15 protein-coding genes and 1 riboswitch are annotated in these 15,989 nt (G+C 56.2%); of the genes, 10 read left to right on the top strand and 5 right to left on the bottom strand.

Features of this window, described 5'->3' with window-relative positions; genetic code table 11:
- Positions 1 to 54: 54 nt before the first annotated feature.
- From AV656_RS09360 to yedF, 5 genes are all read left to right on the top strand, one after another.
- Positions 55 to 1,152: an ABC transporter ATP-binding protein gene (locus AV656_RS09360; protein WP_063181147.1), complete on the top strand. Its 1,098-nt coding sequence runs from the start codon at positions 55 to 57 to the stop codon at positions 1,150 to 1,152.
- Between the two features lie 49 nt (positions 1,153 to 1,201).
- Positions 1,202 to 2,890 (top strand): ABC transporter permease, encoded by a 1,689-nt coding sequence (locus AV656_RS09355; RefSeq protein WP_063181145.1) that lies wholly within the window; start codon positions 1,202 to 1,204, stop codon positions 2,888 to 2,890.
- A 26-nt stretch (positions 2,891 to 2,916) separates the two neighbouring features.
- The gene (gene argH, locus AV656_RS09350) at positions 2,917 to 4,320 is read left to right on the top strand and encodes an argininosuccinate lyase (RefSeq protein WP_063181143.1); all 1,404 of its coding nucleotides are present in this window, start codon (positions 2,917 to 2,919) and stop codon (positions 4,318 to 4,320) included.
- A gap of 139 nt (positions 4,321 to 4,459) precedes the next feature.
- Positions 4,460 to 5,671: a selenium metabolism membrane protein YedE/FdhT gene (yedE, locus tag AV656_RS09345; RefSeq protein WP_063181141.1), complete on the top strand. Its 1,212-nt coding sequence runs from the start codon at positions 4,460 to 4,462 to the stop codon at positions 5,669 to 5,671.
- Entirely contained in the window at positions 5,661 to 5,888 is a 228-nt protein-coding gene (yedF, locus tag AV656_RS09340; RefSeq protein ID WP_063181139.1) for a sulfurtransferase-like selenium metabolism protein YedF, read from the top strand. The genes yedE and yedF overlap by 11 nt, the downstream gene beginning before the upstream one ends.
- Before the next feature lie 176 nt (positions 5,889 to 6,064).
- Here the strand turns inward: yedF and AV656_RS09335 are convergent, their stop codons facing one another.
- Together AV656_RS09335 and AV656_RS09330 are read right to left on the bottom strand one after the other, a co-directional pair.
- Positions 6,065 to 6,463 carry a VOC family protein gene (locus AV656_RS09335; protein WP_063181137.1) on the bottom strand — a complete coding sequence of 133 codons (399 nt, stop codon included), beginning with the start codon at positions 6,461 to 6,463 and terminating at the stop codon, positions 6,065 to 6,067.
- Positions 6,464 to 6,479: 16 nt separating this feature from the next.
- Positions 6,480 to 7,100 carry a YczE/YyaS/YitT family protein gene (locus AV656_RS09330; protein WP_063181135.1) on the bottom strand — a complete coding sequence of 207 codons (621 nt, stop codon included), beginning with the start codon at positions 7,098 to 7,100 and terminating at the stop codon, positions 6,480 to 6,482.
- A gap of 235 nt (positions 7,101 to 7,335) precedes the next feature.
- On the opposite strand from AV656_RS09330, the gene AV656_RS09325 reads away from it, so the two are divergent.
- The 5 genes from AV656_RS09325 to AV656_RS09305 all read left to right on the top strand — a co-directional run bounded on the left by AV656_RS09325 (position 7,336) and on the right by AV656_RS09305 (position 12,485).
- A complete protein-coding gene (locus AV656_RS09325; protein WP_063181133.1) occupies positions 7,336 to 8,130 on the top strand; it encodes an ABC transporter ATP-binding protein in 795 nt (264 codons plus the stop codon).
- Positions 8,108 to 10,069, top strand: a complete 1,962-nt coding sequence (locus AV656_RS09320; RefSeq protein WP_231877257.1) for an ABC transporter permease — start codon at positions 8,108 to 8,110, stop codon at positions 10,067 to 10,069. The genes AV656_RS09325 and AV656_RS09320 overlap by 23 nt, the downstream gene beginning before the upstream one ends.
- Positions 10,070 to 10,212: 143 nt before the next feature.
- A complete protein-coding gene (locus AV656_RS09315) occupies positions 10,213 to 11,544 on the top strand; it encodes an LLM class flavin-dependent oxidoreductase (RefSeq protein WP_063181129.1) in 1,332 nt (443 codons plus the stop codon).
- A 108-nt stretch (positions 11,545 to 11,652) separates the two neighbouring features.
- Positions 11,653 to 11,756: riboswitch (guanidine-I (ykkC/yxkD leader) on the top strand.
- An 88-nt stretch (positions 11,757 to 11,844) separates the two neighbouring features.
- Positions 11,845 to 12,189: a DMT family transporter gene (locus tag AV656_RS09310; protein ID WP_063181127.1), complete on the top strand. Its 345-nt coding sequence runs from the start codon at positions 11,845 to 11,847 to the stop codon at positions 12,187 to 12,189.
- Positions 12,171 to 12,485, top strand: coding sequence for a DMT family transporter (locus AV656_RS09305; RefSeq protein ID WP_063181125.1), 315 nt, complete (start codon positions 12,171 to 12,173; stop codon positions 12,483 to 12,485). Before AV656_RS09310 ends, AV656_RS09305 begins: the two co-directional genes overlap by 19 nt.
- An 87-nt stretch (positions 12,486 to 12,572) precedes the next feature.
- Here the strand turns inward: AV656_RS09305 and AV656_RS09300 are convergent, their stop codons facing one another.
- From AV656_RS09300 to AV656_RS09290, 3 genes are all read right to left on the bottom strand, one after another.
- The gene (locus AV656_RS09300; protein ID WP_063181123.1) at positions 12,573 to 13,094 is read right to left on the bottom strand and encodes a hypothetical protein; all 522 of its coding nucleotides are present in this window, start codon (positions 13,092 to 13,094) and stop codon (positions 12,573 to 12,575) included.
- A 104-nt stretch (positions 13,095 to 13,198) separates the two neighbouring features.
- Positions 13,199 to 14,548 (bottom strand): GntP family permease, encoded by a 1,350-nt coding sequence (locus AV656_RS09295; RefSeq protein ID WP_063181121.1) that lies wholly within the window; start codon positions 14,546 to 14,548, stop codon positions 13,199 to 13,201.
- A gap of 18 nt (positions 14,549 to 14,566) precedes the next feature.
- Complete coding sequence (locus AV656_RS09290; RefSeq protein WP_063181119.1) at positions 14,567 to 15,988, bottom strand: four-carbon acid sugar kinase family protein; 1,422 nt, start codon at positions 15,986 to 15,988, stop codon at positions 14,567 to 14,569.
- Position 15,989 lies beyond the last annotated feature (1 nt).

Below are 15,989 nucleotides of genomic sequence, written 5' to 3'. Positions count from 1 at the left end.
GGGCAGCAATGCCTGCGGTAGTCCAGTGTTTTTACAGGGAAGGGAGTGGTTGCTGTGTCAACCGTTCATTTATCAGCGATTACCAAACAGTTTGGCAAAGTCACGGCAGTGGAGGATCTTGACCTCCTGATCAGAGAAGGGGAATTCTTCACATTTCTCGGTCCGAGCGGATGCGGGAAGACGACAACACTCAGGATGGTCGCCGGATTCTATTACCCGACAAAAGGAGTCGTCAAGTTCAACGACCGGGACATGACGACCGTCCCGCCGGAAAAGCGGAATACCGGAATGGTGTTCCAGAACTATGCGCTTTTTCCGCATATGACCGTTTTCGAGAATGTCGCGTTCGGCCTGAAAGTACGGAAGATGAATAAGGCAGACACGAAAAAACGGGTGGAAGATGTGTTGCGTAAAGTCCGGCTCGACCAGTACGCAGAACGCCAGGTCAGCCAGCTTTCCGGAGGCCAGCAGCAGCGTGTGGCTTTGGCGCGTGCCCTCGTCATCGAGCCGGATATCCTGTTGCTGGATGAACCGCTCAGTAACCTGGATGCCCGCCTGCGGGATGAAATGCGGGCGGAAATTCTCCGGCTGCAGAAGGAATATCAGATCACGACCATTTATGTGACCCATGACCAGGTCGAGGCCCTGACGATGAGCGATCGGATTGCGGTGTTCAACTTCGGCAAATGCCAGCAGGTCGGTACGCCGACGGAGATCTACAATGAACCGGTCAACGACTTTGTCGCGGAATTCATCGGAGAAACCAACTTGCTGGCTGTCGTGGAGGCAGGCTCGGGAGAGAGCCAACGCTCATACCATGTGGATATGCTGGACAATGACGTGACGGTGAACAATACTTCCCTGAATGTTGCCGAGTATACCGAAAATGATGAACTGAGGATGTCGGTCCGACCGGAAGCGGTAGAGGTTTCCGACCAGCCGATCACCGGGACAAATGTTTTTCCCGGTAAGGTGAAAATGGTCCAGTTCACCGGGGCGGCCGTACATACCTATGTAGAGATGAATGACCGGCTGACATTAGTCGGAACTGCTCTGAACCAGGGGCCGAGCACCTATCTGAAAGAAGGCGCCGAAGTCTATGTCCGTCTTCCCGAAGACCAGATCCGGATTGTGCCGAAAGCGGGGGTGTGATTCATGAGATATCGGAATCCGCACGCCCTTGCGGAAGGAGGACGCCGTCATGCTGAACGCTGAAAAGAGAAAAACCCTGCTGCTTCTCATTCCGGTCATTCTTGTCCTGATCGGCTATGTGCTCTACCCGACTTTGAGGACAGCTTATGAGAGCTTTTTCCACAACGGCGTCCTGTCCCTTCAGAACTATGAAGACTTCTTCGGCACGAAGGCAAAGGCGAACCTGCAGGCGCTTTGGAATTCGGTCTGGATTTCCCTGCTGTCGGTCCTGTTCAGCGCGCTGATCGGTGTGCCGCTTGCATACATCTTCAACCGTTATGAGTTCCCCGGCCGCCGGTTTTTCTCCAACATTGCCATCATGCCGATTGTGCTGCCGTCGCTTGTCGGCGTCATGGCGTTTATGTTCCTGTACGGTGAGGCCGGTCTCATTCCCAATGCGATCAAAGACTTGCTGAATCTATCCGAAGTGCCGTTCAAGATCGGCGGGATTTCAGGCATCCTCATCGTCCACGCCTATACGATGTACCCCTATTTCTATATGACGACGGCATCTGCCCTCTCAAACCTGGATCCATCACTAGAGGAAGCGGCCTCCAACCTGGGGGCGAATCGTTTCAAGGTGTTCTGGCAGGTGACATTCCCGCTGCTGACACCGGGACTTGTAGCCGCATCGCTCCTAGTTTTCATGGTATCGATGGCCAGCTTCAGTGCGCCGTTCCTTCTGGCAGGGGGCTTCCGGGTGCTGAGCCTGCAGATCTATTTCTCCAAAATCAATGGAGACCTGGAGATGGCCGCCACCCAGTCCGTCATTTTGTCGATCGTGTCCATTGTGTTTCTCCTGTTCATGCGCTGGTATCAGGGCAGGAAGGACTACCGGATGGCATCCAAGGGAATCGGAGCCCACCGCAGTGAGGTAAGCAATCCGCTGCTTAAGTGGACGATGGTCACACTCGGAGTGTTCGCAGTGGTCATCCTGCTTCTCCCGCATGCGACGCTGCTCATCCTGTCGCTCGTACCGGAGGGTACATGGACCTGGCAGACATACCCGACCGTGTTCAACCTGGAAAACTATACGATGCTGTTTGACACGCCGTATATCTGGGAACCGGTCCGCAACAGTCTGATCATGGCATTCATCGCCTGTCTTGGCGTGTTTGTCTTCGGGATTTTCACGTCTTACGCGCTCGTTAAACGGAAGTTCATCGGGAAAAACCTTCTCGACATTCTCGTCATGATTCCTTGGGCGCTTCCTGCAACGGTTGTCGGGATGAACCTGATCCTGGCATTTAACTCACCGAACCCGTTCTCGTTCGGACAGATCCTTGTCGGGACGTTCTGGATTTTGCCTCTTGCTTACTTTGTCCGATTCCTGCCGCTCGTTGTCCGTTCGACCAATGCGGTGCTCGAGCAGCTGGATGACTCCATTGAAGAAGCGGCACAGAATCTGGGAGCCAAATGGTTCTATACATTCCGGAAAGTCGTGATTCCAATTATCATGCCCGGCGTTTTGAGCGGTACGCTGCTTGCTTTCGTCCAGGCGGTCGGGGAGTTTCCGACATCCGTCCTTCTTTACACAATCGGAAACCGTCCGATCTCGATTGAAATTATGAACCAGCTACGGATGTTCAACATCGGGCAGGCTGCAGCATACGGCATGATCCAGGTCGCCCTGATCGCCGTCGTGATGTTCATCTCCAGCAGGTTCCTCGGGGTCAAAGCAGAGAAGTCCCTGGGTTAATAAAATGAATTTGAGGTGCCAGCAATATGAGTGCTTGGAAAAAAGAATTTGTTGTGGCGGACGGGGACGTCTTCCCGGGAAAAACGTACGTGGACGTTCTTCTCCGCCCTGTGTTCAATGACCAGCGTGACTATCTTTTTGATGCAATGTTTGAGGTGCACGCCGCCCATACCCAGATGCTCGCCGAGCAAAAGATCCTGGCCGAATCGGAGGCGGGCAAGATTCTGAACGCCATCCGGGAAGTCTGGAAGATGGACCGGGCGGAACTCAAGTATTCAGCGGAGCATGAAGACCTGTTTTTCCTCGTGGAGTCGAAGATCGGCCAGCTGATCGGCGAGGAGCTGGCGGGGAAGATGCATATCGCGAAGAGCCGGAACGACATGGGCGAGGCGATGTACCGGATCGTCTTGCGGAAGTACCTGGCCGAGACGGTGGAACAGGCGGAGGCATTGGCGGAAGCCCTGCTCGCCCAGGCGGAGGAGCATGTGGAGTCGGTCATGCCGGCGCACACGCACACACAGCCCGCCCAGCCGACGACGTTCGGGCATTACCTTGTCGCGATCTACGACAACCTGGTACGGGACATCGAGCGGCTGAAGCGCGCCCGCCACACCGTGAACCAGTCGCCGATGGGCGCGGCCGCGATCACGACGACCGGCTTCCCGATCAGCAGGGAGCGGATGGTGGAATTGCTCGGGTTCGAGGGGATGATCGAGAACTCGTATGACGCAATCGGGACGGGGGATTACCTGATCGAAGCCGCACAGAGCCTCGTCAGTCTCATGACGAATATGGGCCGATGGATCCAGGAATTTCTCCGGATGGCGTCCAAGGAGGTCGGCCTGCTTCGGGTATCCGATGCCTACGTGCAGATCTCGAGCATCATGCCGCAAAAGCGGAACCCGGTCTCGATGGAGCACTCCCGCGCACTCGCATCGAGCGCCGCGGCGGAAGGCCTCGCGGTCATCCACATGATCCACAACACGCCATACGGCGACATCAACGACACGGAAGACGACCTCCAGCCGCATCTGTATACCGGCTTTGAGAAGGCGAACCGCGTGCTCCGGCTGATGCATGCCGTCGTGACCACGCTCACCTTCAACAAAGACCGCGCCCTCCGGCAGGCGAGGGAGAACATGATCACCATCACCGAGCTCGCGGACGTGCTCGCCAGGGACTACGGTGTCTCGTTCCGCCGGGCCCACCACAAGGCAAGCCTCATCGCCCGCGAAGCCGACCGGCAGGAAAAAGAACTCTATGAAATTCCGCTCGAAACGGTCAACGGCTGGCTCGGCGACGTCAAACTCACCGCAGAGGACTGGAACGCCATCGCCGATCCGGTCGCCTTCGTCGAACGCCGCCGCATCACCGGCGGACCGGCTCCGGACGTGGTCCGGGGGATGATTGCGAAGAGGAAACAGGAATAGGATCAGTCTAGTAGAAATCCATATTCCGGAAATTACATTGACTGGCCAAAGTGTGAAGTCTATAATTTATATTGGAAACAGCTATTCATGACGGATTCCGGTCCGTCTTTTTCTATGAAATAAAAGGAGTCCTGAACATATGAAAACCCTATATAACCGGGTATTCGAACAGTATTGGAACCCGATGATGGCCCTTGTTCTGGCCGGGGTTTTCAGTGCTGCCTATTTCGCCCTCACCGGTACGGTATGGGCGGTGACAGGTGAGTTTACAAGGCTCGGCGGGCATGTCGTCGAATTTTTCGGTGGTGATGTCTCCGGCTGGGCCTATTTTGATCTCGTTCATCTGGAAGGTTCGACATTCGCCCGTTCCGACGGCTGGATTGTCTGGGGCATGCTGATCGGCGCGCTCATCACGGTCCTGCTCGCCAACAACTTCAAGATCCGCACACCCAAGCAGAAACGGCGCTATGCGCAGGGCCTGATCGGCGGCACAATCGCCGGATTCGGCGCCCGCCTTGCGATGGGCTGCAACCTCGCCGCATTTTTCACCGGCGTACCTCAGTTCTCGTTCCACTCGTGGATCTTTATTGTCGCGACCGGCGTCGGGACTTTTGCCGGGGTGAAGGTCGCCAAGACCAAATGGTGGAAAGGCAAGCCGAAACTGATGAAAGGCGGCCCCGCACCAGTTACAAAGCGGGAGAAGCGGGTCATCCAGCCGTATGTAGGCGGCCTGGTCGCTCTGCTCTATACCGGACTCATCGTCTGGTTCTTCGCCACCGGAAAACCGGTCCTCGGCATCGCGGCCATCTTCGGAGCGATCTTCGGTATCCTGATCGAGCGCGGACAGATCTGCTTCACGTCTGCGTTCCGCGATCTGTGGCTCACAGGCCGCACGCTCATGGCGAAGGCGATTGTCATCGCCATGGCCGTCAGCTCGGTGCTGACGATCTTTGTCATCGCCAACTATGGAATGACGCCGATCACACAGGTTGCTTCCATCGGTACATTCGTCGGCGGCTTCCTGTTCGGTCTCGGCATCGTTCTTGCAAGCAGCTGTGAGACCGGCATGATGTACCGGCTCATGGAAGGACAGGTCCTGTATCTGTTCGTCTTTGCCGGCAACCTCATCGGCGTCACGTTGCTCGCTTATTCCTGGGACCACCTCGGCGTCTACAACCTGCTTGTTGCAGGCGGCGAGAAGCTGAACCTCATTCCGGCAATGGGGCCGGGCTGGGCCATTATTGCCACGCTCACGATGCTCGCCGCGTGCTATCTGTTCATCGACCTCTACTCGAAGTACAAACGCGGTACACTCATCCTACCGAAAGGGGAGAAAAAAATTGCAAGCTGATTTCACACTCGACCTCCGGGGCGAATCCTGCCCGTATCCGGTCATTTACACACTCGACGCCCTCAAGGATATGCAGAAAGGCCAGGTCCTCCACGTGGTCACCGACTGCCCGGGTTCCTTCCGGAATGTCCCTGAAGAAGCCGTCAGCGCAGGCTACAAACTGGCTAAAGAACCCGAGAAAGCTGGCCAGGAATACCTGTTTTATATCGAAGCATGAAAAAAGGGACGCGCAATGGCGTCCCTTTTTTGTATGGGAGAAAAGCGGATTGTGGTTCTTTTCAGGCGGCCTGTTTTGATGCGAAAGTGACGAAAGGGGCTCTGAAAGTGACGAATCGGTCCCTGAAAGTGACGAATCCAGCTTTGAAAGTGACGATCCAGGCCCTGCCGATTCAATCAAGGCAAATTGATCTGCCAGGACACACCGTACTTGTCGTTCACCCAACCGAATTTCCGGCTGAATCCGTGGTTGCCTAGCGCCATGAGTTCCATGCCGCCCTCTGCGAGCTTGCTGTACAAGTGGTCGATTTCCTCTTCGGTGTCGACGTCCACGTAGATCGAGAACGACGGGGTGAAGTCGAACTGGTGGCGGATGCTGCTGTCAATGCATTTGAACTCCCGGCCATTCAGCGTAAACGTCGCAAGCATGACAGTGCCTTCATCCCCGCCCGGAACATCCGGGCCGTAGCGGACGATGTTGGTGATCTCGGAGTTTTTGAAGAGCGATGTGTAGAAGTTCATTGCTTCTTCCGCGTTTTTGTCCTGGAACATGAGGAACGGGGTAATGTTGGTCATGTTTGACTCTCTCCTTTTAGGTGCGCTGCTCGTGCAGTCGCTGTGCCTGTAGTATGGTTTTCGTTTTCGCGTTGACAGTCTGGATGATTTTTCCGAGGAAAAGGGCGGTGAGCAGAGTCCCAAGCGCCACCGGCCCGCCGAGGAGGAAGGCGGTCGCCGCTCCGGTCCCCTCAATCAGCATTCTGGCCGAACTGAAGCTCCAGCCGGTGCGGCCGCTGACGGCCACCATCAGGCCGTCGACCGGTGTTTTCGGGAAGCCCGCTTCCATGTAGGCGCCGAGTCCCGCACCGATCAGGAGAAGACCGGCGGCGAAGCTTGTCCACTGGAGGGCGGGAGACGAAGCGAAGTCCGCCCCCCGGAGCACGCCATAAAGCCAGAAGTCGAGGAAGGCACCACGGATGATGATGGGCACCATCGACTCAAGACGGAACCGTGTTTTCTCAATCAGAAAGGTGAGGAGGGTGAAGAGAAGCAGGGAAAGGATTGACCAGAGGCCGACCGTCAGCCCAAAGTGCAGGTTCAGTCCGACCGCAACCGCATCCCAAGGTCCCGCTCCGACGGCGGACATGATCACGAGGGCGATGCCGAATGCCGCGACGAACAGCCCCGCCAGATAAATGGTGATCCGTTTCGCCATCCCAGCTGCCCCTTCCGAGTTAAATAGTTCTTCAATTATAGCATGACCCGGCATATGAAAGAGTTGCGATGCCGAATGAATGATAAGCAACCTCGAGCCGCCCCAACGTTACAAAATCGTCACTTACACACCTCTGATTGTCACCCATTTCGAACGACCGCAGTCTTCTCCGCGCGATATGATAAACTCAACAAATCGGGCGGGGCCGTGAATCCCGCCATCAGGAGGAATCATCATGGTGACAACGACCAACACCAAGCCGGGCCGCGCGGTGCTGCAGGCAAATCAGATCCGCAAATCGTTCGGTTCGAAACTGAACTCAACCGAGGTGCTGAAGGGAATCAACCTGCAGGTGCGCGAAGGAGAGTTTGTCGGCATCATGGGGCCGTCGGGAGCAGGCAAGACGACGCTTCTGAATGTGCTCGCGACGATTGACCGGCCGACTTCGGGAACGATCACGATTGACGGAAACGAGACGTCGAAAATGAAGGATGCGCAGCTGTCGACATTCCGGCGAGATAAGCTCGGTTTTATCTTCCAGGACTACAACCTGCTGGATACGCTCACGGTCAAGGAAAATATCCTGCTGCCTGCATCGCTCGGCGGGCTCTCGAAAAAAGCCGCCGAGGAGCAGTTCAATGATATTGCGGGTATTCTCGGCATCCGCGAGCATGGCCACAAATACCCGCATGAAATCTCCGGCGGACAGAAACAGCGTACGTCCGCCGCACGAGCTCTGGTCAACCATCCGTCAATGGTGTTTGCCGATGAGCCGACGGGGGCGCTTGATTCCAAGTCAGCGTCGGCACTTCTCGGCACGCTTGAAGATGTGAATCAGTCACGCGGTGTCACAATCATGATGGTCACGCATGATGCGGTCGCATCCAGCTATTGCAGCCGCGTCATCTTCCTGAAGGACGGGGCGATGTACTCCGAGCTTTACCGGGGCGACAAGCCGCGCCAGGCGTTTTTCCAGGACATCCTGAACATGCAGGCCGTGCTCGGGGGTGACCGCGTTGACGCTCGTTGATCTCGTCCTCCGCAGCATGCGGAAGAACGTGAAGCATTATTATCTGTACTTTTTTGCGCTGATTTTCGGCGTCACGCTGTTTTTCATCTTTTCGACGCTCCAGCATGATTCGGCGGTCGTCGAACAGACCGATCTGTCTGCCAAGATGTCGTCCGGTTTCCAGGCAGCGACCGTCCTGCTGTTCGGGATTCTCATCATCTTCGTGACCTACGCCAATGACCTGTTCCTGAAGCGCCGGAGCCGCGAGATCGGGCTTTATCAGCTGGTCGGACTGACCAAGGGAGCGGTGTCACGCCTCCTGATCATCGAAAATATCCTTCTCGGTGCCGGCGCATTCATTGTCGGTGTCGGAGCGGGGCTGCTTGTCTCACGGCTTTTCCTGCTTCTGCTGATGAAGCTTGTCGGATATGAAGGCTTCGTCAACCTGTCGTTCAGCGGAGCGGCGTTTCTCCAGACAGCAGGCGTGTTCGCCGTCCTGATTGTGATCACATCGTTCCGGATGTTCTGGAAAGTCCGGCGCTCTCAGCTGATTGACCTGTTCAATGATGACAAGAAGGATGAACATCCAAAGCAGCCGAAGCCGTTCCGATCGGCACTGCTCGGTCTTCTCGGTGTCGCCATGGTCTGCTTCGGCTACTGGTTTGCCAACTCCGAATACATGCTGAGTATGTTCCTCTTCCTTAACATGCTGCTCGTCCTTGCCCTTGTCATTGCCGGCACGTATCTTGTGTTCCGCGTTACGATCGGATGGCTCATGACCCTGGTCAGGAAGCAGAAGAACGGTCATATCGGCCTTGCCGGAGCACTCTCCACCGCGCCGCTCATGCACCGGATGAAGGCCAATGCCAAGTCACTCACGGTCATCACGACACTATCTGCGATGACGCTCGCCATGGCAGGATTCGCCTACTCACTGTACTATTCGGCCGAGCAGGAGACGCGCGTGACCGTTCCACACGACTTCATGATCGAAGAATCTGGAGAAGGTGCGGAGCGGACGGTTGAAGAATCTGCAGCACTCTTTGCCGAGCAGTTGGACCAGGCGGGAATCGGCTATACCGATCAGCCACTCGACTACATCCTGACGGACAGTGCCTTTAGCGGGGAAAGTCTTCCCGAACTTTTGGGCTTGGAAGGCAGGACGGTCAATGTCAATGTGTTCGACCCGCGCCAGCTCGAGGCATCAGGCCTCCAGATCGAGGAGCCGGCTGAAGGGGAGGCGATTATCCATGATGCCGGAATTGCATGGCTCATGACCGATGAGGTGTTTCCGTTTGACGCCAAGCTCACGATGGGGGAAGCCGAAGAAAGCCTCGTCATCCGGTCACTCGGCGAACAGGAAGTCGCCAATGGAGAAGCCGGCATCTCCTCACAGCTCACGGTGACCGCCGTTACGTACGACCGGCTGAAAGCGGCGGCACCTGAGGAAAAGGTACAAACCGTTGTCGCCTTCAAACTGGATGATGAAGCGGACCTCGAGGAAGCCTCCGCACTGTTCGAGCCGTTCAGCCACGGCAATATGCGGCTCGATTACTATGCCACCTTTAAGGATTCCATCGCCTACTATGGCATTATGATCTTTATTACCGGTTTCCTCGGACTGGCGTTCCTCGCCTCGACGGGAAGCATCCTGTACTTTAAGCAGATGAGTGAAGCTGAACAGGAAAAGCGGAGCTATACGACGCTCCGCCAGCTCGGATTCAAGACAGGTGAGATCATGAAGGGCATCCGCCGCAAGCAGGCTTTTGTCTTTGGAATTCCTCTCCTGATGGGCCTTCTCCACTCGGTGTTCGCCATCAAATCCGTGTCGTTCATCTTTATGTCGACCGACATTACACTGCCGGTAACCATTGCCATGACCGCGTACGCCCTAATCTACCTGATGTTCGCCGTCCTCACCATTGGCTATTACCGGAAGACAGTGAACGCTGCACTCTAAATGAAACGCCTTTTCCTGAAGCGGAAAGGGCGTTTTCGACATTTCCCGGGAAATAGTGTCGGAAATTGTCCTGTTTCCGGTGTCTTTACACCTGTAAAGAAAGGCGGTATGATGAAGCCACTATCATCCGGGAGGCATGCATCATGGGAAAAGGAATGGTTCTGGGGACGATGATTCACGGAGCGGGGGAGCGCCGGACCGATTGGAGGCACCCGGGGATTCCTTCCGATGCGAGTGTCAGCTTTAATTTCTACAAGGAGCAGGCACTTGTTTCGGAACGCGGGAAGTTCGATTTTGTCTTTGTTGCAGATGCAATGTACATCACTCCGCAGTCCACTCCTCACTATCTGAACCGCTTTGAGCCGCTCACCATCCTCTCCGCGCTTGCGTCAGTTACTTCAAGAATCGGGCTCGTCGCTACGCTATCGTCTACTTACAGCGAACCTTATCCCGCCGCACGGCAGTTGGCTTCCCTGGACATGCTGAGCGGGGGAAGAGCCGGATGGAACGCCGTCACGACCGGGCTCGGAGGTACAGCATTCAACTTTGGCCACAGGCGGGACATGCACCCGGAGCATGGCATCCGCTACCGGATGGCCGCAGAATTCACCGAGGTCATGCAGAAACTGTGGGATTCGTGGGAAGATGATGCGTTCATCCGGGATAAGGAGAACGGTGTCTTCTTTGACCCGGAAAAGATGCACGAAGCGGAGCACGACGGTGAGTTCTTTTCGGTTAAGGGAGCACTTAATATCGCCCGCTCGCCGCAGGGCCAGCCCGTCATCTTCCAGGCCGGCAAGTCGGAGGACGGCCGCCGATTTGCCGCGGACACGGCGGATGTCGTATTCGCGATCGACGGGGAACTTGGGGCGGCACGAGAGTATTATGCGGACATGAAGAGGCGGGCAGCGCGGAACGGCCGGAACCCGGACGCACTGCTTGTCATCCAGGGCATCAGCCCGATCGTAGCAGAGACGGAGGAAGAAGCATTCCGTATCCGTAAAGAACTCACCGCCACCGTTTCACTGGAGGAAGCGCTCGCCGATCTTGGCCGCCACTTTGATCACCATGACTTCACACAATACGACCCGGATGCGCCATTTCCGGATCTGGGCGGTATGGGGGCGAACGGATTCCAGAGTGACACCGAGCGCATCATCCGGGGTGCCCGCCGCGACAGACTGACCCTGAGGGAAACCGCCATGCGCGAAGCCGCGCCGAAAACCCCGTTTATCGGCACCCCGGAACAGGTGGCGGACCGGATTCAAGAATGGTACCGGAGCGGTGCAGCGGACGGTTTCATGCTGATCGCCAACCTTCCCGGCCTTCTGGAGAACTTTGTGGACGGAGTCGTCCCGATTCTCAGGGAGCGCGGCCTGTTCCGTGAAGATTATGAAGGCATGACTTTGCGCGAGCACATGGGATTGCCGTTCAGGAAAAACCGGTATGCGCGTGTCGCGGAGGCAAGCGTCTGAGGGGGCATGGGCGTACTTTCGAGGACTGATGCTGTACGTTCGTTCCCGTCCTCCAAGCCCATGAGTTGCCGCATGCCATCCATTTGCTATAATGAAACCAACCTCATACGAAATGTCCCCTAGGGTTCCGCGGTGCCAAGCGCGCCGGACTGGTCCGAGAGGGGGCTCACGGCTTTGTTGCCGTGCCACGGAAGGACAAAAGCCTGGGAGAATGCTGTCGGATCAGCATGCTCCCGGGCTTTTTGTTTGGGCAGCAGCTGATCAGGCAGGATGAGGAAACGACAAGAGGAGGACAACCGCATGAAAGACTGGTGGAAAATTATTGTCGCAGCCATCTTTGAAGTCGGCTGGGTGATCGGGCTCAAGCACGCGGATGGCGTACTCGAATGGCTGGGCACCGCTGCAGCCATCTATGTAAGCTTCTACCTGCTTATTGTCGCCGGTCGAACGCTTCCGGTCGGGACCGCCTACGCGGTGTTCGTCGGGCTCGGTGCGGCAGGTACGGTCATCGCTGAAATCATTCTGTTCGGCGCACAGGTGAACCCTGCCAAACTCGCGTTGATCGCTGTCCTGCTTGCGGGCGTCATCGGTCTGAAGCTTGTGACGGATGAAGGAGGGGATGAAGAATGGCATGGCTCTCACTGATTGCCGCCGGCTTGTTTGAAACGGCCGGTGTCATGAGCATCAGCCGGCTGAACAAGGAACGGAACGCCCAATCGCTCCTTCTGCTGCTGGGCACATTCGGTTCAAGTTTCATCCTGCTTGCCTATGCCATGGAATTCATCCCGATGTCCACCGCCTACGCCATCTGGACCGGCATCGGCGCATCCGGCGGCGCACTCGCCGGCATGTTCTTCTACGGGGAATCGAGAGACTGGCGCAGGGTGCTGTGCATCCTCATCATTCTCGGTGCAGCGGTCGGTTTAAAGCTGGTGGAATAGCATGCGTCCTAACATTAGGGTCAATCAACCTTAATATTAAGAGCCGAATCATCGCCCGACATGAGAAAAGCCGGCGAGCACACCCGATCAGTGTGTTCGCCGGCTTTTCTTTCTCTTCTTCTTTTTCGTGGATCCGGTAAAAGAAATATAGAGGGAGAGCAGGATGCAGATGAGCAGGACGGCATGAAAACCGGTATGCAGGGAATTTGGGACGATGCCGTTCATTTCGGGAAGGAAGGCATGGGTGCTTCCGAACATGATGGAGTAAGGCTCCGCCTTTTCCTCGGCACCAACCCCGAATAAATACGGAATCCACCATGCCATCAGCGCACCCGCAAAAATGAATCCCTGGTGGATGATGAGCCAGAGTCTGGCCCAGACCGGGTAACGCCTGCCGATGAACAACCGCACAATAAAGACCAGCAGCACAATCTGTCCGGCGTTGATCAGCGTCGCCGTCAGCAGATCATTGAATGAATGCACCTGGGAGACCGCATCGACATCATTCAGCGTACCCAGCGGAACCCAGTCCTGTACGAGCATGAATAGAAGAATCGCGTAAAGCCCCAAAAGCAGCCCCCGCTCTGAAAGGCGAATCTTTCGCTTCATGGCCAGTCCTCCCCTCTGCTATGAGTGTATGAACGGGGGAGGGGCGGCATGTCCATGAGGATCTTTACAAAAACAAAAACGCCCGCATAACGCGGACGCTTTTTTCAGAGCCCCGGCAGGATGCCGCTGAAGAGGCTTAGGATATAGACCATGGCAAGTGCTGTGAGTCCGGCGATGAAGCCGCCGAGCGACCAGGCCTGGATGGTCTGCGGAATGGTGAGTCCGCCGAATTTGTTGACGACCCAGAAGCCGGAGTCGTTTGGAAGAGAGAGACCGACTGCACCTGCACAGATGGCCAGACCAAGGAGAATCGGCGATGCACCGAGTTCCACAGCCATTGGACCCATGATCGATGAGGTCGTGACGAGGGCAACTGTCGCAGAACCGAGAGAAGCCCGGAGAATCTGCGCAAATATAAATGCCAGAACGAGAACCGGAATGCTCCAGCCCTGCATCGTTGCAATCAGGTGATCGCCGATACCGCTCTGGTTGATGACCGCACCGAATGCACCGCCGGCACCTGTAACGAGGATAATCATACCGGCTGATTCGATCGCTTCATCGTAAAGGCTCTTGTAGGGAACATTTATGTATGGCTTCAGGATGATGATCGCGACGATGACACTGATAAAGAGCGCGACGTTCTTATCCCCGATAAAGCCAAGAATGTTCGACAGCGTGGATCCTTCTTCGAGCCAGATCTGGGTAATCGTGTTCAGGAGAATCAGGACAATCGGCAGGGCGAGCATAAAGAACGACAGGCCTGTGGAAATTTCTTTCTTGTAGGCGGCTGCTTCTTCCTGAACCACGTCTTCTTCCGTGACGATTGTGCCAGGAATCCGCTTGCCGATGAACGTCCCATACAGGTATCCTCCGACCAGTGCTGCCGGTATCGCACAAATCAGCCCGTACACGATGAACAGGCCGAGATCGGAGCCTGTGTTTTCCGCAACGACCATCGGACCTGGCGTCGGGGCGATCATGCTGTGGGAGACGATCAGCCCGATGCCCAATGCGGTAACAAAGGTGACGATTGAGATGCCGGTGCGTCGTGACAGGCTCCGCACAAGCCCGCTCAAGATGACGAAAGCTGCATCAAAGAACACGGGAATTGAAACGGCGACGCCAGTCAGCGACAGTCCGGCCGCGGAGCGCTTGACCCCGAATAGTTTCAGCACGGCACCGGCAATTTTCTCGATGGCACCGGACGCACCAAGGAACTGGCCAAAGATGACACCCAGGCCGATCAGGATTCCGACGCCGACGAGCGTGTTCCCGAACCCTCCGGCCACAACGCCCGGTATGTCCGCGAGCGGGAAGCCGAGTGCAAGTGCCGTTGCGAATGCAACAGCGATCAGCGAGATAAACGGATCGACTTTCAGTTTCAGGATCATGAAGAACAGGGCAGCAAGCGACAAGAGGAAGATGACAATTAACAGATTGCCCGTGACCATATGGGTACCTTCTTTCTTTTAGGACTCCAGCCGTGCAACGACTGTTTTTAGTGTATCGGCATTTCCGACGTTACCCGGGAAGATGATGTAAGGGATTTCGGGAAATACGCTTTCTTTTCCGGTTTTCCAGACAGGGACGCCCGGCGCAGCCTGGCCCAGGACTTCGGCTTTTTTGACGCCCAGCCCCTTCGTACCGACGTCGCTCGAAGTGATCCCGCCTTTTGCGATGACATAGGCCGGCTGAGGGTCGCAGTTCCGCACGAAAGTCGTCACTGCCTCCGAGATTTTCACGGACTGGGCAAGCTCCTCTTCCTCCCGGCCATCTCCGAGGTCAAGCCGCTCGCGTGAGGTGTAGACACAGACGGACGTTCCTTCCGCAATGCTGGTATTGACTGCGTCCTGGATACGTGCAATTTCTTCTTTGAATTGTTCCGGGTCCGCAACCAGCTTCACTTGGAATTCGATAAACCGGATGTTGTCCAGCGTCTTTAACTGCTCCAGCTGCTCGGTCGTCTTTTTCACATGGGAGCCGACGATGATGAGGCCGCCATGGCCACCGGACTCTTCCGACACGAGCTCTTCTTTTGTGAGCACCGGCTTGGACGGCACATCGCCGATCACTTTCGTGAATGCGGCAGCCGTCCGGAAGATGAACCGCTTGCCCTGTTTCATCGCGCGGAGCAGGGCGATCGAGAATGCACGGACGTCTTCTTCGTCCACTGCATTCACGACTATCTTGCCGAAGCCTTTCAGGGACATGAGCTTATCCGTAACCGAATCCAGATCAAGCGACCGGAGTTCATCAAGGGTGACGGACAGGACGTCTTCAGCCTTGAATGCCCCAGACGTTTTTTCTTCCACGTAATCTTTCAGGTCACTGCTCTTGTAGCCGAACATGCGGTCCTTCGCGAACTCCGTTTCCCCCGCAGGGACATAGGTGTCTCCGGACTTTACATAGTGAACGTCGCCAATTGTCTCGCGGCCGCCCTCCTTGAAGAAGGGAAGCAGGATCTCCCCGTCGATAGCTTCCGGCAGGTTTTGCTCCAGCGTGTCCCGTAGCGTTTCGGTCTCCAGGGGATAATGCCCGCGAAGCGTGGAGTCGCCTCGGCTGATGATCAGGAACGGTTTGCCTGTCTCCTTCGAGATGAGGGCAACACGCTCCGCGATGTCCTGGTGTACCTGCCTGGTTTGGTCCTCCGAAAACGCACGGGAGTTCGTCAGGATAAACACCATCTGGCGCTCCTCACTGAATACCGCACGGATCGTCTTCTCCGACCAGTCGGTGAAGACGGGGATATTGTGCACGGTCTGGACACCGGTCGGGTCATCGTCCAAGACGATAATCTTTTGGTCAAACGATTCCCGCTCCTGTTTCCAGAGTTGTTCCAGTTCCGGCCCGTATGCCGGCAGCTGTTCTGCGATTTCATTTGGTGTTGCCATT

Origin of the sequence: Bhargavaea cecembensis, assembly GCF_001619585.1 — a bacterium.
Classification (GTDB): domain Bacteria; phylum Bacillota; class Bacilli; order Bacillales_A; family Planococcaceae; genus Bhargavaea; species Bhargavaea cecembensis_A.
This window is presented reverse-complemented; position numbering and strand designations above follow the sequence as displayed.